Origin of the sequence: Flammeovirga agarivorans (assembly GCF_012641475.1) — a bacterium.
GTDB classification, from domain to species: domain Bacteria; phylum Bacteroidota; class Bacteroidia; order Cytophagales; family Flammeovirgaceae; genus Flammeovirga; species Flammeovirga agarivorans.
This window is the reverse complement of sequence record NZ_JABAIL010000008.1, coordinates 182,005-201,199: the sequence shown is the minus strand read 5'-3', so window position 1 is coordinate 201,199 and position 19,195 is coordinate 182,005. Positions and strand designations below refer to the sequence as shown.

The 19,195-nt window shown below is 34.0% G+C and carries 13 protein-coding genes and 1 riboswitch; of the genes, 4 read left to right on the top strand and 9 right to left on the bottom strand.

The window, feature by feature from the left end; all coding sequences use genetic code 11:
• Positions 1-44: 44 nt before the first annotated feature.
• The 3 genes from HGP29_RS22140 to HGP29_RS22130 all read right to left on the bottom strand — a co-directional run bounded on the left by HGP29_RS22140 (position 45) and on the right by HGP29_RS22130 (position 2,132).
• Positions 45-299: a DUF2492 family protein gene (locus HGP29_RS22140; RefSeq protein WP_168884625.1), complete on the bottom strand. Its 255-nt coding sequence runs from the start codon at positions 297-299 to the stop codon at positions 45-47.
• Positions 300-489: 190 nt separating this feature from the next.
• A complete protein-coding gene (locus tag HGP29_RS22135; RefSeq protein WP_168884624.1) occupies positions 490-1,701 on the bottom strand; it encodes a T9SS type A sorting domain-containing protein in 1,212 nt (403 codons plus the stop codon).
• Positions 1,702-1,859: 158 nt separating this feature from the next.
• The gene (locus tag HGP29_RS22130; RefSeq protein ID WP_168884623.1) at positions 1,860-2,132 is read right to left on the bottom strand and encodes a hypothetical protein; all 273 of its coding nucleotides are present in this window, start codon (positions 2,130-2,132) and stop codon (positions 1,860-1,862) included.
• Positions 2,133-2,455: 323 nt separating this feature from the next.
• Here HGP29_RS22130 and HGP29_RS22125 point away from each other — a divergent pair, with 323 nt between their 5' ends.
• Both HGP29_RS22125 and HGP29_RS22120 read left to right on the top strand, forming a co-directional pair.
• Positions 2,456-3,511: a sensor histidine kinase gene (locus HGP29_RS22125; RefSeq protein WP_168884622.1), complete on the top strand. Its 1,056-nt coding sequence runs from the start codon at positions 2,456-2,458 to the stop codon at positions 3,509-3,511.
• Positions 3,504-4,193 (top strand): LytR/AlgR family response regulator transcription factor, encoded by a 690-nt coding sequence (locus tag HGP29_RS22120; protein WP_168884621.1) that lies wholly within the window; start codon positions 3,504-3,506, stop codon positions 4,191-4,193. The genes HGP29_RS22125 and HGP29_RS22120 overlap by 8 nt, the downstream gene beginning before the upstream one ends.
• A gap of 63 nt (positions 4,194-4,256) precedes the next feature.
• Here the strand turns inward: HGP29_RS22120 and HGP29_RS22115 are convergent, their stop codons facing one another.
• The 6 genes from HGP29_RS22115 to metH all read right to left on the bottom strand — a co-directional run bounded on the left by HGP29_RS22115 (position 4,257) and on the right by metH (position 13,028).
• Positions 4,257-4,664, bottom strand: coding sequence for a hypothetical protein (locus HGP29_RS22115; RefSeq protein ID WP_168884620.1), 408 nt, complete (start codon positions 4,662-4,664; stop codon positions 4,257-4,259).
• 41 nt (positions 4,665-4,705) lie between these two features.
• On the bottom strand, positions 4,706-5,086 hold the full coding sequence (locus HGP29_RS22110; protein WP_168884619.1) for a hypothetical protein: 381 nt from the start codon (positions 5,084-5,086) through the stop codon (positions 4,706-4,708).
• A 221-nt stretch (positions 5,087-5,307) separates the two neighbouring features.
• Entirely contained in the window at positions 5,308-7,197 is a 1,890-nt protein-coding gene (locus HGP29_RS22105; RefSeq protein WP_168884618.1) for a collagen-like domain-containing protein, read from the bottom strand.
• A 148-nt stretch (positions 7,198-7,345) separates the two neighbouring features.
• Positions 7,346-8,092, bottom strand: a complete 747-nt coding sequence (locus HGP29_RS22100; RefSeq protein ID WP_168884617.1) for an acyl-[acyl-carrier-protein] thioesterase — start codon at positions 8,090-8,092, stop codon at positions 7,346-7,348.
• On the bottom strand, positions 8,082-8,981 hold the full coding sequence (locus HGP29_RS22095) for an aldose 1-epimerase family protein (protein WP_168884616.1): 900 nt from the start codon (positions 8,979-8,981) through the stop codon (positions 8,082-8,084). The genes HGP29_RS22100 and HGP29_RS22095 overlap by 11 nt, the downstream gene beginning before the upstream one ends.
• A gap of 243 nt (positions 8,982-9,224) precedes the next feature.
• Positions 9,225-13,028 (bottom strand): methionine synthase, encoded by a 3,804-nt coding sequence (metH, locus tag HGP29_RS22090; RefSeq protein ID WP_168884615.1) that lies wholly within the window; start codon positions 13,026-13,028, stop codon positions 9,225-9,227.
• A gap of 108 nt (positions 13,029-13,136) precedes the next feature.
• Positions 13,137-13,244: riboswitch (SAM riboswitch) on the bottom strand.
• 519 nt (positions 13,245-13,763) lie between these two features.
• Here metH and HGP29_RS22085 point away from each other — a divergent pair.
• Positions 13,764-16,694, top strand: coding sequence for a SusC/RagA family TonB-linked outer membrane protein (locus HGP29_RS22085; RefSeq protein WP_168884614.1), 2,931 nt, complete (start codon positions 13,764-13,766; stop codon positions 16,692-16,694).
• Positions 16,695-16,734: 40 nt separating this feature from the next.
• The gene (locus HGP29_RS22080; RefSeq protein ID WP_168884613.1) at positions 16,735-18,372 is read left to right on the top strand and encodes a RagB/SusD family nutrient uptake outer membrane protein; all 1,638 of its coding nucleotides are present in this window, start codon (positions 16,735-16,737) and stop codon (positions 18,370-18,372) included.
• Positions 18,373-19,195 lie beyond the last annotated feature (823 nt).

The following is a 19,195-nucleotide window of genomic DNA, read 5'->3' as shown; positions in this document are numbered from 1 at the left end:
TTTGCAACCCTCTAAGTATAACCCTTCTCTCACACTATAATTATTTATCTTAAATGCGAATCACACATTTTCATCGATGGATGTACCTCTACATTCCCTGTAGCATTTACAATCACTTTATTTCTATCTAATAAGAATTGTAAAGCTTCATCTTTAGGGAATGGTACTCCAGAACAAGATGTAAATTGAATATCAGCTCCCATCTTTTCAGCGATGGTATCAACTAAAGTTTCTGGAGTAAAAACTCCGTCATTGTCTTGTACTAGAAAAATGACTTCGTGAATGTGCGTTGTATTCATTTTCAATATTTTTTATTAACTAACCTACTTATACAAATGTAATAAAAGACTGGTTTATCTTTTATTTGATTAACAATTATTTGATCATATCATGGAAAGAGTATAAGCATCATTAGATGAATGAAATTTTAATAAATAAAAAAGAGAAACCATTGCTGATTTCTCTTCTTATTCTGTATTAATTAGTTCTTTATTCTTTTAATAATTTCATTTTTGTTACTTCCTTTCCATTCTGAATCGAAATATAATACACCCCTTCTGGCAGAGTTTCCATACTCTCTAGAGGGTATATCATATGCTTATCAGATGAATAGAATTGGTCTGTAAAAACCAACTGACCTGTATTATTATATACATAAATAGCAATAGCATTATTATTATTGATATTATTTAATGCAATAAATGAAAAGTCTCTAGTAGGGTTAGGGTATACGTTTGAAGTAAAGCCCAGCTGTTCATTAAAAACTATAGATATAGGTCCAAAGACCTCAGAAGCTCCGTCAAAATCATATTGAACCAACCTATAATATACATTGGAAGAATATTCTGTGTAATCTTTATAATGATACTCTGTTAACTCCGTACTATTTCCTTGGGCTTCCACCATACCTAATGTTTCCCAATTTCTTTGGTCGCTAGAAACTTGGAGTTCGAAAAAATCAGCATTGATTTCTGATGCCGTAGCCCATGTCACATCAACATAGTCTATTTCTAGTTTTGCATCAAAAGAAATCAATTCAACTGGTAAATCTTCTTGAGATTTTTTAATCTGAGCTAATTTATATTCTAGACTTTCTGTAAAATCATTAACATAATCATGAATTCCTAAAAGGTCATCTCCCTCTACAAAGATTCCGCTTCTTCCTTCATTATCAGCTCCGATTCTTATATTTAAATCAATATTATCTGATGTGCCTAATGCATCACCCATTACATAAAATGATCCTGAAGTGAAGATATTTATAGTTGACGTACCATCTGTTGTATTATTGACAAAGTCATCAGTAACAATCAGGTAAGATCCTTTTTTACGTCCACCTTGTCCCACTTCAACAGTACTTCCAGTACCTTCAATAATCAATGACCCAAAAATAGCAAGGTAAGCCTCTCTTTCTACAACTAAAGTTGCTCCAGACAAAAGTTTAACATCAGCATAAATATCAACATATTCCTTGTAACTATCTGTTTTCTGAATGGTTAACGTTACGCCTTCTCCAATAACTAATGTATACCCATCAGGTGCAAAATACTCTATTGGTTCAGGGTCGCCATGTAAGGTGGTATTTTTAGTCACTAAGACTGTTTTATCAGAATCGTTGATTACTGCTTCTTCAAATTGAGCATAAGTGGAATTGACAAAAAATAGTAAAGCAGCTAAAATCAATGAGTAGCACTTTTTCATATTGATAGGTAAAAAAATAGGTTAAAAAAATCTTCACTATCAATAACGTAATCCACTCATTATCATCATTTTTAAATAAATTTATTAACGAATAAATACATTCATTATATAAAACAAAAGCGATCAAAACTCAATTCAATCGCTTTAATTTATATGTATTATCTATTTCTAATTGTAAAAAACACTAATGATGTTCTCCCAATAACGCTAAATAAGAGGCTATATAAAGTGGGAAGTAAAGACACGGCAAACCCACCAGCAAGCAAATCAAGTGGAACACTTCCGACAGCTTCAATCGCTTGCATTACAGAGAAGAGTCCTAGAAACTGAATTAGGATTCCCAAAATGATGACTAATACAGATAGTTCTCGAATAATTTTTTGAGTACGCTCCAACGATAACCACTTGTTATCTACCTTGAGGGTCCTCATAATGATAAAAAAAAGCATAACACCCCCGACTATAGAGATGATATTCATCTCAAAATAGCCGCCCATTTCATATAGTTCGATCATAGTTCTAAAATATAAGTTAGTAATTGCTTAATAGTTCAAACATAAAACGATACAGCTTTCCATTTTTAGTCTGTCGATAGTTTATTAATTTTCGAAGGCAAATAACTCCATTCGATCGCTTTTCTTTCTTTTTCTAATTCATGAAAAATTTCATCGATAAAAGAATGATATCTATCTTCAAGTAATAGAATTTCATCGACTCAAGAAACTTCACTTCTCTATATTTATCATATTTGAATATGAAAATTAATAAACCTTGGCAGAAAATTATTTTTGAATCCCTTTTTTGGGGAGTGATGTTTAGTATTACCATATTGTTTTTGGGACATTTCCACCATGACTATTTTAATACATTTATATTCTGTCTTATTTGGTTCCCATTTAATATAGGTATCACATTATATATTAATAAGGTACTTATCAAGAATTTTCTTCATGCCAAACGATATGTAAAGTTTTTCACATATCTCATCTATTCTTTTATAGTCAGTAGCTGGATTCAAATATTACTTATCTACTTGTTTTTCATTGTGATCGTAGATTTAGAATTTAAATCAATTAACCCAATGATCAATGATTTATCGATGCTCTGGTTTGTTCAGATGTTTATTTCAGTGCTCTATACAGCGATTTATCAACTTAAAGAGGAACAACTAAAAAAAGAAAAAATTCATTTACTTGAAAAGGAAAAGTTACAGATTAGCGTTCAGCTTAAGGAACTGGAATTAAACACTTTAAAAGACCAAATACATCCTCACTTTCTATTTAATACACTGAATAATATCTATGGACTTGCACTGGAAAAATCAGATGAACTACCTCAAATATTATTACAGTTAAGTGGTTTATTAGATTATCTTGTGTATCAGTCTAAAGAAGAAGATGTAGATGTCAAAAAGGAACTTAAGGTGATCCAACAGTATCTAGAATTAGAGAAATTGCGTTTTGATGACAAACTAAATATTGAAACTGAATTTCATGTAAATACAGCAACAATAAAGATTACTCCTTTTCTTCTATTTCCGATGGTTGAAAATGCTTTTAAACATGGTATTCGTTCCAATCAAGATCACTCCTTTTTATCAATAAAAAGTGACTATCATGCTTCTAATTTTTCATTTGAAGTTAAAAATAGTAAGCCACAGAAAATTGTGCCCCCTTTAAAAGGAGGTACAGGTTTAATCAATTTAAAAAAGAGGTTAGAACTTTGCTACCCCAATAAACATGAGCTTATTATTAATGATGAAAAGCTACAGTATTCCATCACATTAAAACTCGAATTATCACATGAATAACCATAAAGTATTAATCATAGATGATGAGCCTATTTCTAGAAGAATTACTAAAAACTTCTTATCACAAATCGAAGGTTACGAAGTAATTGGTGAGGCGTCTAGTGCAAACGAGGGCTTTCCCCTTTTACTTAAACATGATATAGATCTGATCTTTCTTGATATAGAAATGCCTGAAATCAATGGTCTAGATTTTCTTCGCTCAATTGCTAATCCACCAAAAGTGATTATCATTTCTGCTTATAGAGAATATGCCATTGAAGGATATGATCTCAATGTTGTGGATTACCTTTTAAAACCTGTAGCATTAGAGAGGTTTCAACTAGCTATTCAAAAATTTGAAGATGCAGCACCAAACCGTAAACAACTAAAGAAGTATTTAGATGAATTTCTTTTTGTAAGGTCAGACAGAAAGCACTATAAAATCGATTTTGATCAAGTTGTATTTATTGAAAGTAAAGGTGATTACCTCTATATACATCAACAAGATGAAAATATTAAAACAAAAGAAACGATAAGTAGAATCGAACAAAAATTACCAGAACAGTTTATTCGTATACATCGCTCATATATTGTCAATATGAACCATGTCAAAGCATTGAATAAAGAATTTGTTGAAATTGGTGATGAAATGTTACCTGTGAGTAAAAGTTTTAGAGAAAGTATCTGTAAGATATTCGAATAAAAAAGACCAATCCTGTATTCATAGGATTGGTCTTCATATATATACTACGAGTGGTTACTCTGATTATTTTCTTAAATGATCTAGCAAAGCTGCCTCATCAACTTTCGCTAAAAGTTGCTTTTCAGTTTCATGCTCATCTGTTTCCACCTTTGAAATAACCAATTGATGAAGGCCTTTATGGTGATCTTCTAAATATTTAATAAATACATCTCCTTCATTGGCTTTACCTGTACCATGCGATGCTACAACTAAGCCTTTAAATCCTTGAAGATCATTAATGATGTCTTTAAAAAAAGCTGTATCCTCGTTAATATTTTTGCCATTTTTTACTTTTTTGTTGTGCAAATGCCAATGGATATGCTCAGGATCATATGGATGCTCTGAAGCAATTTCACCTTCTGTTTTTCCTCCTAATTTATAAATATCAGCACCGTGATGATCAATTTTTAATAAAGCAATCGAATTTTCCATAATATTGTTAAGTCAGTGATTTTAAATAATTAATCTTTCTATTACATCCACTCTTCGCAGAAACGTAGAAATTTAGTTTTCAATTCATTATAGATTGAATGGAACTTTGCCATCTCTGAATACATGCCTGCCTGATCATCAAATGAAGTTTTTGAAGCTTTCACCTCATTCGCTTCAACTGCAGCAACTAATTCTTCTTCTTGTGACTTAATTTTATGATTTAAAGTATCGATTACTTCATTTTGAACTTTAAACTGATTCATAAACTGCGACAACTGTTCACGAATTCCAGTTTTTGTATTTTTCTCAGTTAGTTCTTCTACTCTATCTGTATATAATTTGATTTGCTCTTTATAAAAGGCTAATTCTTTTACCCAAGAATTATGCTCAAAGTGTAATGTTGAAAGGTCTAACGATTTCATTGTTCTTAATTTTTTAAATTATTTTAAGATGATTTCGATAGTATATACTGACATAATCCATTCAATGTTACAGATTTAGCTTCAAGATGTTGAGATTAGTTAATTTGTTATAGAAAGTGATAAGAATGTGATAGAGATGGAAATAACAGTAAAGGGTAAGTTGTATTATTTATGGATAAAATAAAGTAATGTCAAAAATGATTGACATTACTTTACTGAAATTATTTTTTTATTGGGATACAATACATTCCACTTTGTCCTGTATTTTGAAGTAGTAAATCATTAATTCGAAATGCAGCTCTAACACTTTTATCAGCACCTTCAATTATTGTATATCTAATTCCGTATAAATAATTAAAATTACCATCTACATCAGATTCATATGTTAATAATGAACCATTACCTCCACCATCATATATAGAAATAATATCTCCATTAATGTAAGAATACAAATGATCAAATGATAAATCAGGTATATTTGGGTAATTAATAACTTTTGTATCATTATATACTCCTGTATTTGAATATTCTTCTATTACTAAACTTGTTGTTTTCGCTTCAATTACTTGCAGCTTATTTTTTATAAATCTATACTGTTTTTGAGAATCGTATTTGTCTAAAATAGAGTTAATTTCATTACCATACTTATCAAGCCAAATTAAGTATGGACTATTTGAATGTCCGTAATATAATAGGGTATGTCCTTCCTTCGAATTTGTCAATAAACCGTGGTTTTCAGTACTTGATAATTCATTATTGGAAATTAGTTGAAATGAATCATTGTTGATCTCATAAATTTTCAGACTATACGTATAGTTTTGATAGCTCTTATAGTGTTTAAAAAGTACTGATAAATATTTACCATTTAATTTATAAGAATACATCTCATCAACATCAATTTCATCAATAGAAGTCATCAATAAGACATCTTTCTTAGAATAAAGGCTCAGAGTCATTTCTTCAGGTTCTTTAAAAACTAAATGTGTTTCCGAATATTCTATAGTACAGTGGTTTGCTCCATATCTTACTACTGTTGGATCAGAAATGAAGTTACCATATTTATCAATTCTTACTAAACACCAATTATCATTTACATTAATATATCCTAAACTTTCATCATCGAACATCCCAAAATATGAGGGATATTTATAACCTTCAGGATGTAATTTATACCAAGAATCAGGCATATTATCATAATCGCTCTTTGGCATTTCTATTTGTACCTCAATTGAAGTTCCATCACTAAAATGGTAAATCATATATCCGCTTTCATATTGGATTGATATTATCACAGGTGCTGCTGCTTTTTGTCCAGTATCAGTATCACCGATCCACCAATTACCGTTCTCACCTACATATGGAGTTAAACCATCTTCGCCATTTTCACCATCATTCCCTGCTACAGGGATTCCAGTGTCTGAATCACCTATCCACCAATTGCCGTTCTCACCTACATATGGGGTTAAACCATCTTCCCCGTTTTCACCATCACTCCCGGTTACAGGGATTCCTGTATCTGAATCACCTATCCACCAATTACCATTTTCGCCTACATATGGAGTTAAGCCATCTTGGCCTGAATGACCTGATGCTGGTACTCCTGTATCTTCTCCTCCAATCCACCAGTTTCCATTTTGACCAATGTACGGTGAATCTCCATTTGTACCATTTTCTCCATCATTTCCTGTAGAAGGTACCCCTGTATCTTCGCCATCTATCCACCAGTTTCCATTTTCTCCAATGTAAGGTGATGACCCTTGCTCTCCATCATTTCCTGTAGCGGAAACTCCAGTATCTTCACCATTTATCCACCAATTACCATTTGCACCAATATATGGTGTAGTTGCTTCGGTATTTGGAATAAAGATTTTCGAACCATCTGACATCAATAAAGTTGTCCCATCATTATGGATAATAACATCTTCTATTGTAGAAGCACCTTCATGAGCTTGCAATAAAGCAATCATTGCATCTTGAGTTGCTTCTAACTGTTCTGTTCTCTTTTCAAGGTCATCTAACTGTTTTTGTAACTCAGATATTTCATCTTTTAAACATGATGACAGCAATAAAAGTAAAGTAAAAATGAATAATTTGTTGATATGGTTTCTCATATAATTGATTAATAATGATATGTATACCTACAAACTTATGATTAATAAAGAATATATGTAACACTGTTTCTGTTAACATAATAAAATAAACCTTGCCACCTGAATTCTCTTCAAACAACAAGGATTATTCATTATATAGGAAGGAGTCTTATTCCCAAACTGTATGTAAAATACAAGCAGGTTTTTCTTCTTTCATTATACAAGTAATGATATTAAAACCATTTTCAACTTGATCTATTTCTGAAAGTATTTTCACTTCTTCATCCAAACGGACTTCAGATAGATAATTAGTTTCCACCTGACTGAGTGATTTCTTTTTTACTTCTGCTGGAAGACTATCAATCATCCATTCTAAGTACTTAATGTTATTGACATGGTTTACGGGATCCAAGTCAGAGAATACTGCCTTACGCTGAGAGGAATGATCTACTCGTTCTAAACCTCTTAACTTATCAGGTTTTCCAGTTGTTGTAAGATCTTCTCTAACATGGACAACATCCATAAAATCATCTATATAAGTAGGTTTTCTCTTTTTAAAATCAATCCCGAACCAATTCGAAGAACCTTCTATTAAAACTTCTTCTTTTTGGTTTTTCATGATAAAATTACGTTGTGAAGAAAACTTCTGAACATCAAAAACCCAAGTTTCAATCAATAGATTATCTGACCATTTAGGCCATTGATTGATCTTATATTTTATGGAACCTAACACCCATGCTTTTCCAAGAGCCATCATTTCTCTCATTCCAAACTTTTCTGCATTTGAATGATTACCTGCAGCTTCTTGAAAAAACTCTGCAATTGCAGTAGGTTTTAAAATGTAATTTGGCCCAATTTGAAATGACTTTACCACTTGTTCCTCTTGCCAAACTCCTGTATAATCACTAATCTTCATTATCTATGATCTCTACAGTGAAAGTAGCTGAGAATGTCTCTTCCTTATGTAATACCTGATTAGCATATTTTTCTTTAAAGTCATGGTTCTCATCTCTAAGATCTGCTACACCATACCAAGGTTCAATACATACAAAATCAGCTCTCTTTTGATACGGGGTCCAAATACCTAACAATGGCCAGTCTTTAAAACCAATTCTTAATCTTCTATCTTCATAATGCTTGGCATAAATATCTAAATATTCAGATTTGAAATGGTCAAAGATTAATGCATCATCTTTAAAAGTTTCAAACGTTAATGGAAGAATATGTTCACCTTTTAATGCATCATGTTCAATGGCTCCACTTCTTAAACCGTTATCTAATAATAATCTCTCGAAAGGTTCTTTTTCAGAAAATTCAATTACATAATCCTCAAAACTAGTATTCGGGATAAAATTGGTATTGAAACCAGGATGGGCACCTACAGAAAAATAGATATCTTCCATATCCATATTATCCACTTGATAGGTGATGGATAGTTTACTTCCTTTTATCTCATATATTGTTCTGAATACAAACTTGTAAGGATATTTTTCCATTGTAGAATGGTCAAACTTTAGTTCAAAAATACACCTTAATTCGTCTTGAGTAATCAACTTATGCTCCATATCACGAGCAAAACCATGTTGAGGTAATTTATATTTTACATCATCGACCTCATAGAATCCATCTTCAACCTGACCAACAATTGGAAAAAGAACTGGTGCATGTCTACCCCAAACTTCCTTATCTCCCTGCCATAAATATTCTTGCTGATGTTGTTTATGATATACAGAGTGCAATTCTGCTCCATTTCTTGAAATTTGAACCGATAAATTTGCGTTCTCTAAGGTTACTAATTTACTCATAAATTCTGCTTACATGTGGAGGTTTAATTATGAAGTGAAAATAGAAAATTTAAGCAAGAAGTAAAAAGTAAGGAAAGAAAATGTAACCAATAAATTATAGCTATATAATTACATATTCTTTTTGTCAAATAAATACTTGCATTTACTCTAAAAGTAAAAAGACCAAACTTAGAATAAGTCTAAGCTTGGTCTCAATAAGTTATTTATTAGAGAGGATTAAATACCTCAAAGATATTTCTCTGTTTATAAAAGAACGGTGCCTAACCAACGTCTCATTTCGTGTTCAGGTCTGCCTACTCTTTCAGCATAATCTTTAAGTTGATCCTCATTGATTTTTCCTAAACCAAAGTAACGAGATTCTTTGTTACCAAAGTACCAGCCTGAAACAGCAGCAGCCGGAGTCATTGCATAACTTTCTGTTAATTCTACTCCAATTGAATTTGTTACATCCAACATCTCAAATAACTTGTCTTTTTCTGTATGATCAGGACAAGCTGGATAACCAGGTGCAGGACGAATACCTTCGTATTTTTCATCGATTAAATCTTCATTATTAAAGATTTCATCTTTTGCATAACCCCAAATTTCCTTACGCACTTTTTCATGCATTAATTCTGTAAAGGCTTCTGCTAAACGATCGGCTAAGGCTTTTACCATGATACTGTTATAATCGTCCAAATCCGCTTCATATTTAGCAACTAATTTGTCCAATCCAATACCTGCAGTTACTGCAAAAGCACCGATGTAATCGTTTCGACCAGATTCTACTGGAGCAACAAAATCACTTAAACAGAAGTTAGGCTTGCTTGCTGCTTTTTTATTCTGTTGACGCAAGTGACATAATGTACCTACCTGATTTGTACGATCTTCTCTGTAGAATAACGAATGATGATGTTCTGCATCTGGTAACTCTACATCTTCTTCTTTAAAATCATACAAAGCGATATCATCGTCATTGATACTATTTGCAGGGAAGAATCCAATAACAGCATTGGCCTGAAGTAATTTATTATCAATGATATTTTTCAACATCGCCTTTGCATCATCATATAGATCTGATGCCTGCTTACCCACAATCTCATCTTTTAAGATCGCAGGGAAACGGCCTGCCAATTCCCATGTCTGGAAGAATGGCGTCCAATCCATATACTTTGCAATTTCTTCTAAATCATAATTCTCAAATACTTTTTTACCTAAGAATGATGGTTTAGTGATTGGTGTCGTTGCCCAATCGATATCCACTTTATTATTACGAGCATCTTCAAGAGAAATTAGCTTTTTCGCCCCTTGACGTTTAGCGTGAGTTTCTCTTAAAACTGCATATTCTTCTTTAAATTCTTGGATTACTTCTTCTCTATACTCTTTATTTTCAGATGTATAAGCAGAAGCAATTGGCACTGATTTCGAAGCATCTAAAACGTGAACTACAGAACCTGAATATTGTGGATCAATTTTAACGGCAGTATGGACTCGTGAAGTCGTAGCACCACCAATCAATACCGGGATATTTAATTCCTGACGTTCTAGTTCTTCAGCAACGTATACCATTTCATCTAAAGATGGTGTAATCAAACCACTTAGTCCGATAACATCCACTTTTTCTTCAACGGCAGTTCTTATAATCTTATCCAAAGGCACCATTACACCTAAGTCAATGATTTCGAAATTATTACAAGATAAAACAACACTTACAATATTTTTTCCGATATCATGTACATCACCTTTTACAGTTGCCATCAGAATTTTACCTGCTGATGAGGATGCAGACAACTCTGGATTTTTTGCTTTTTCTTCCTCGATATATGGAATAAGAATCGCTACTGCCTTCTTCATTACACGAGCAGATTTCACTACTTGTGGAAGGAACATTTTACCTTCACCAAATAGGTCACCTACTACATTCATACCATCCATCAAAGGACCTTCAATCACTTCAATTGGACGATCAAACTTCTGGCGAGCTTCCTCAACATCTTCTTCTACAAATTCTACTAAACCTTTTACAAGGGCATGAGAAAGTCTTTCCTCAACTGTTTTCTCTCTCCAAGAAAGGTCTACCTCTTTTTTCTTACCCTTTGATTTTACAGTTTCTGCGAAATCAACTAAACGTTCAGTAGCATCTTCTCTTCTATTTAAAAGAACATCTTCAACATGTTCTAATAAGTCTTTTGGAATCTCTTCATACACCTCAAGCATACCTGGGTTTACAATACCCATATCCATACCTGCTTTACCTGCATGATATAAAAAGACTGAGTGCATGGCTTCCCTAACAGCATTATTACCTCTGAAAGAGAAAGAGATATTAGATACACCACCACTTACTAATGCATGTGGTAAATTTTCTTTGATCCACTGCGTACCTTTAAAGAAATCTACAGCATAATTATTATGCTCTTCGATACCTGTGGCAACCGCTAAAATGTTAGGATCAAAGATGATATCTTGTGGAGGGAACCCTACTTTGTTTACTAGGATATCATAAGAACGAGAACAGATTTCTTTTCTTCTTTCGAAGTTATCTGCTTGTCCTTCTTCATCAAAAGCCATAACAACAGCAGCTGCACCATACTTTTTAATGAGTGTTGCTTTTTGAATAAAATCTTCCTCTCCTTCTTTAAGTGAAATCGAGTTAACAATACCTTTACCTTGCAACGTCTTTAAGCCTGCTTCAATAATCTCCCATTTAGATGAGTCGACCATGATTGGAAGCTTAGCGATATCTGGTTCAGAAGCAATAAGGTTTAAGAAACGTGTCATACACTCCTTAGAGTCTAACATTCCTTCGTCCATATTGACGTCGATCACTTGAGCACCACCTTCCACTTGGTGTCTTACTACTTCAATCGCTTCCTCAAACTCTCCGTTTTCAATTAATCGACGGAATTTTGCTGAACCGGTTACGTTGGCTCTTTCACCTACATTGACAAAGATACTATCTGGCTTGATCGTTACAGGTTCTAAACCACTAAGTCTTTGATAAGGTTCTTTTTTAGTAACCTCTCTAACTTTTGCTTGACTAAATGTTTTAGCAATACCAGCAATATGATCTGGAGTAGTACCACAACATCCACCTACGATATTAACTAATCCATCAAAAGATTTTAAGATATCACTCATTTCTTCTGATGTCTGATCATATTCGCCAAATTCGTTAGGTAGACCAGCATTAGGATATGCAGAAACATTTACGTCCGCTACCCTAGATAACTCTTGAATATATGGACGAAGTAAATCTGCACCCAAAGCACAGTTTAAACCTACACTAAATAAATCGGCATGTCTAATAGAGTTCCAGAATGCCTCTACTACTTGTCCTGAAAGTGTTCTACCAGAAGCATCAGTAATAGTACCAGATACCATCAATGGCAGACGCTTTCCTTTATATTGGTTAGGAAATTCCTCTTCTCTACCTTTTGGGGCAGCGGGAGTAACATTTCCATTTTCTACATCCGTAAAATATTTGTCTGCTGCAAACAGTGCAGCTTTACAGTTTAAGGTATCAAAAACGGTTTCGATAAGAATCGTATCTACACCACCTTCTGCTAAGCCTTGAACTTGTAAATAATAAGCCTCCACAAGATCATCAAATGTAACGGCTCTATAACCAGGATCATTTACATCTGGTGAAATTGAAGCAGTACGGTTGGTAGGACCAATGGCTCCAGCTACAAAACGAGGTTTGTGAGGTTCCTTCTCAGTAAATTCTAATGCAGCTTCTTTTGCCAACTTCGCAGACGCATAGTTTAACTCGTAAACTTCGCTTTCCATTTCATAGTCGGCCATTGCGATTGTAGTACCACTAAATGTATTAGTTTCTACGATATCACAACCTGCTTCAAAATACTGTTTATGAATATCTCTGATAATATTCGGCTGAGTAATAGATAACATATCATTATTACCTTTAACGTCACATGGGTGATCTTTGTAACGCTCGCCTCTGTAATCATCCTCACCTAATTTGTGTCTTTGGATCATAGTACCCATGGCACCGTCCAAAATCAACACTCGTTCTTTTGCTAACTCCTGGAGTTTTTCTGACATCTTAATATTTTGAAAGTTACGTTTCACATACTCAACTATTTTATAAAATAGGAGAGTTAAAACGTGCTTAAAGTTTCTCTGAGACCCTCATTCTAGATCGAATGCTTCTACTCATCTTTCTCGGACACTTCCGAAGCGGGAATTGGCACCTATCGCTGGGAACAACGGTTGCCATGACATCTACGAGCCCGTTCTCTCTGTCATTCTTGATAAGCACGCCGCAAGATAATGACAAAATGAAGAAAAGCCCACAGATTTTGCATGAAAAGGTCCGATTTATTGAAAAATCAGTAATTTTTTTTGATTTTTTTGACAGATGATAAATGATAGAAATATGCAATTTTTAAACGTATTCAGTACATTTTAAATATTTTATCTACCGATTGCGCAACAGGTTTCTAAATAATTTAATTCGTATATTTTATTTCGTTATCATATTAATGCAACCGGTTTAGTTGGTGATTGATTCAGGTGTTGCGCTACAAAACGTTTGTGCTTCCATAAAAAGTGCAATAAAAACGCTTTATCTCAAGAATTAGCACTGCATTTAACATTTGTTTTTAATTCATATTAGCTTTAGAATTGTGATAGACAAACTATAGCCAACACATGAGCGCTCTTGATGAAAATGAAATAAACAATCTATTTAATGCTATACTCTTTTGTCTAACTATTTTTTGAACATGAGATGATCACAACAATTCATGTCTGTCCTATAAACTACAATTTTAACTAATGAAAAGATTATTACAACTCTTCAGTCTGTTGGCGATTCTGTCGTTAGCAACACTGACTTCTACGTATGCTCAAGAACGAAACCTGACGGGTATTATCTATGATGAAACGAATTCCCCAATGCCTGGAGTAAACGTTATTGTAACAGGAACTACAACCGGAACTACAACCAATTTTGAAGGAAAATTCTCACTAAATGTCCCTGAAAGTGCAGAAACATTAACGTTTAGTTATATTGGTTATTTTGACCAATCAATCGCTATTGGAAACACTTCCAACTTCAGTATTTCAATGAAAGTAGATGCTGAACAACTTGAAGAAGTGGTGATAGTTGGATACGGCCAAATGGAAAAGAAAGATGTTACCGGTGCAATGTCATCTGTGAAATCAGAAGATTTTAACCAAGGTGTACTTACATCACCAGATCAATTGATCCAAGGTAAAATTGCTGGTGTACAGATGACGCCTTCTTCTGGTGAACCAGGTGCAGGTGTAAACATTAGAGTTAGAGGTGGTACATCACTTACTGCATCCAATGAGCCTTTGTATGTTATTGATGGTTTCCCTATTGATAATACTGCCTCAGATCCTGGTACAGCAGGAGTATACTCTGCATCTGCTTCAAAAAACCCTTTAGCATCTATCAACCCTGCGGATATTGAATCTTTTGATATCCTAAAGGATGCTTCTGCAACAGCAATTTATGGTGCCAGAGGTGCAAATGGTGTTATTATTATTACAACAAAGAAGGGTAAAGAAGGACAAGCCAAAGTCAATTACGATGCATATGTGGGTATCTCAAACATCGCTAAAAAGCTAGATGTGCTTACTGCATCAGAATACAGAGCAGCCACACAAGCTGAAGGTTCAACTCCTTTAGATTTAGATGCTAATACAGATTGGCAAGAAGTAATGACAAGACAAGCTATCACTCAAAATCACAACTTAGGGGTTTCTGGTGGTACGGCCAATACTCAGTATAGATTCTCAGTAAACTATCTTAACCAAGATGGTATCATGATTAACTCTGGTATGGAAAGAATTGGAGGTAGAATGAACATCACACAAAAGCTATCTAAGAAAGTAACATTAGGTGCTAATATGATGGGTTCATTTACAAAGAACAACAACTTGCCTTATGGTGTGGGTGGTGCTCTTGATGGAGGTGTTATCAACAACATGATCCGTATGTCTCCACTATTACCTCAAGACTATTCGTCACCTAACTTACTAGAGAAAAACCCATACATCATGGCGAATTCTGTACGTGATTTCACAAATACACAAAGAGTTTTAGGTAACGCTTACGTTGAGGCTGAATTTGTTGAAGGATTAACAGGTAAAATTAATATCGGTGGAGATATTACTTCTGCAAAACGTAACGCATACCTTCCAGGTAGTATTGAGTGGGTTGGTGAAGGAAATGGATCTGCTGATGTTAGAAACAACTTCTTACATAACGTACTATTAGAAGGTACTTTAAACTATACAAAGACTTTTGGTGATGTAAAATTAAATGCCTTAGCTGGTTATACTTTCCAAGAGTTTGGTAGAGAGTATAATGGAGCAAATGCTACTGGTTTCCAAATTGATGATATCGCTGAGTATAACTTAAATGCAGCAAGTGGTGATAATATTTTGGTGGATTCATACAAAGAGTCAAGCAAATTAATCTCATGGATTGGTAGAGCTAACTTAAGTTTTAAAGATAAATATGTCTTCACTGGTACAATGCGTGTCGATGGTTCATCTCGATTTGGTGATAATAACAAATGGGGTGTTTTCCCATCAGTTTCTGGTGCTTGGAGAATCTCTGAAGAATTATTCTTATCTGGAAGTGATGTATTAAGCGATTTAAAACTACGCGCTGGATGGGGTATCACAGGTTCTCAAGAAATAGGTAACTACCGTTCTCTTCCAACATTATCTGGAGATAAAAGCTATGGAGCTGTGGGGATTGGTGCTGGTGTAACGTATGACAACTATGCTAACCCAGATCTTAAATGGGAAGAAACTTCTCAGTTGAATATTGGTTTAGACTTTGAATTCTTCAATGGTATTTTATTCGGTACTATTGATGCTTATCAAAAACATACAAAAGACCTTTTATTAGAGTTACAAGCTCCTCAACCTGCTCCTGTTGATGTTTACCTTCAGAATGTTGGTGAATTGAAAAACCATGGTATCGAGATTTCATTAAACACGGTCAACTTCTCAAAAGATAACTTTACATGGCAAACTGGTGTGGTAGCGGCTTTCAATAAAAATGAAGTTGAAAACATCGGTGATTATGAAGAAATCTTTACTGGTGCTGTTGGTGGTCGTGGTCAAGTAGGTCAGTTTGCACAGGTGATTAAACCAGGTCTTCCATACGGTACTTTCTATGGTCCTCGTTTTGAAGGTTTAGATGAAAGTGGAAATGCTATTGAATCGGAAGAAAGCTATGTACTAGGACAAGCTTTACCAAAGTGGACATTAGGTATCAATAACTCAATGACTTTTGGAAGATTTGACCTTAACTTCTTCTTTAACGGATCGTTTGGTCATCAAGTCTTTAACAATACTGCACTTGAGTTCTCTTCTACAAATGACCTTTACGGAGACCAAAGTACTTATAACGTAATGAAATCTGCTGCTGAAGAAGATATCAGAGCGACAAAATACAACTCGAAATTTATCGAAGATGCATCTTTCTTAAGACTATCAAACATGACATTGGGTTACACATTCAATATGTCTAATGTAAAATCAGTGAGCCGTCTTAGATTATATGTTTCGGGACAAAATTTATTTGTGATCACTAACTACTCTGGTTACGATCCTGAGGTGAATGCACCTGCAGGTGGTAGCCAAGTGCCTCCTATTGGTATTGATTATAACAACTACCCTGCTGCTAGAACATTTATGGGTGGTGTATCAGTAGAATTCTAATCAATAAAACTTTCACAAATAACTTCAAAAAGAAATCATCATGATAAAAAATAAATGGATTAAAATCTTTGCTGTTGCAACATTAATCGGTGCCTCAGCATGTACAAACTTAGAAGAGAAACTATATAGTTCTGTTACAGATGAGTATTTCCAAGACCCAGAAAATTTACCTGCAGCTGTTGCCCCTGTATATGCTTCATTAAGAAGTTTCTATCACCATGAAAATTACTGGGGTTTCAACCAAGTTGCTTCAGATGAAACACTAGTTCCATCAAGAGGTGGTGACTGGTATGACGGTGGTAAATGGTTAGAGCTCAATGCTCATACATGGACGTCTAATCACCCCCATTTACCTGGTTTATGGAATGCTCCATATACAGGTATTGCAAGAGCAAATGGATTAATAGAATCACTTGCAGAGTTTGAACAAAATGATGAAATAATTAAAACTCAAGCTGAAATAAGATTCTTGAGAGCTTATTACTATTTCACATTAATGGATATGTTTGGTAATGTGCCATTAGTTCTTGTTTCTCAACATAATGGTGATACTCCAGCAAGTTCAAGACCTGAAGTAACTGAGTTTGTTGTAAGTGAATTAGAAGCTGTAAAAGATATTCTTGATGCTGAACCAGAATATGGTAGAGTGGGTCAAGGTGCGGCTTATTCTTTATTGGCTAAAATTTATCTTAATGCAGGTGTTTATTTCCAAGATGGTTCCACTGTGGTTGCTCCTACTGATGCTCAATTGGACAAAGTGATTGAGTACACTACTAAAGTTGAAAGTATGGGATATGCTGTTTACCCCAACTACTTGGAAACATTTAACTTAGGTAACGAGGAAAGTAACACTGATTATATTTTCTATATCACATATACTGCTGATGACCCTCTTGGAAACCACGGTAACTCTTGGGGTGTTCACTATGACACTCACAAAGTAAAAGGAGTAGAATGGGCAGTTCCTTCGAAATGGAATGGTTTCTCAATCATGACTGATAGATATCAATCTTTCAATGATAATGATTTACGTAAAGAACAATTCTATACGGAATTCGAGAAAGTGGATGGTACTATCGTTCAACATGAAGTGGAATTACCATTATTTGATGCCAACAAAACGCAAGGTGTTCGATTAATGAAATGGGAACCCGATGCAGGTGCTGTTGGAGTTACTTGGGGTGGATGGTCAGGAAATGACTTCCCTATTATCCGTTATGCAGATGTTCTACTTATGCATGCTGAAGCATTGGCAAGAAAAGGCAATACTGGTGATGCTATGGCCTATATCAATAAGTTAAGAACAGAAGGTGAAAGATTTTTGGGCGGTGCTCCTGAAGCAGATGCTGCTACTCATTATGCACAACTATTGGCTGATGGTAAAGTAGAAAATGAGCTTGATTTCATCTTAATGGAAAGAGGATGGGAACTTTGCTGGGAAGGTGTCCGTCGTCAGGACCTTATTCGACATGGCAAATACCTAAGTGCGTGGCAAAACAAGCAAATGGAAAATGATCCAGATGCATTTGAATTAAGAACGAGTGATGATGGTAATGAATATAAATTCTGGTTACCTAGTGAAGGTAAAGCTTCTGATGGTACCCACCGTTTATTATTCCCGATTCCACCTACACAAGTCGCTGCGAATCCAAACTTAAATCAAAATGACGGTTATTAATACCTAACTGAATATAGTGAGGGGAGTCGCTAAGTTTCTTTTCTACTCCCCTATTCAATAAAATACGATAATAAGTTAAATACTTTGATAAGCTAACTGCTACTAACTTCTACTTGGGATTTCGATAAATTTTCAAACTATTGATTAAATAAGTAAACCTAGTTTCGCTTTTCATATAACTAACATTACGTAGACAAGGGCTCCGGTATACATCATTGTATGTAAATCGGGCCCTTTTCTTTTGATGACAACTTGTTGAATTACAAATAAACACCCCTTTCGTTGATACCTTTTTTGTGTTTAATACTTATCACATCTTCATCAAAATGTGACGATTAGAGGTTAGAAAATACAAATTAAACTACGCTTTATGATAACTTATTGAGACTTAACGCTTCTACTCATTTTTTTTCAAAAAAAAATCAAATTTTCTTCAATAAAAAATATCCAAATTAAAAGCGTAATTATTACAAGAAATAGATATAAACACTTCCATTTGCAACCGATTGAAGGGATAGTAATCTTTAAAAAGTGATAATATCAACCGATTGCAAGAGTAAAAACCACAAGAAAACACCTTTATCAAAATAATATTAGAAAAGTACAATTTTCAGTAAAAATCACATAGTTTGTTCGTATTCTAATATTTGTAAAATTTCACAGATTGTACTACTATTGTAATAAGAAAATGAAAATGAAAACAAGAATAACTGTCCTTATTGTACCATTTAGGACAGTAAATATGAAAATTAGATAATTTATAAATTAGAATTATTACATGATAACAATTGTACAGTAATCTACATTAAGTACAATTATTTAC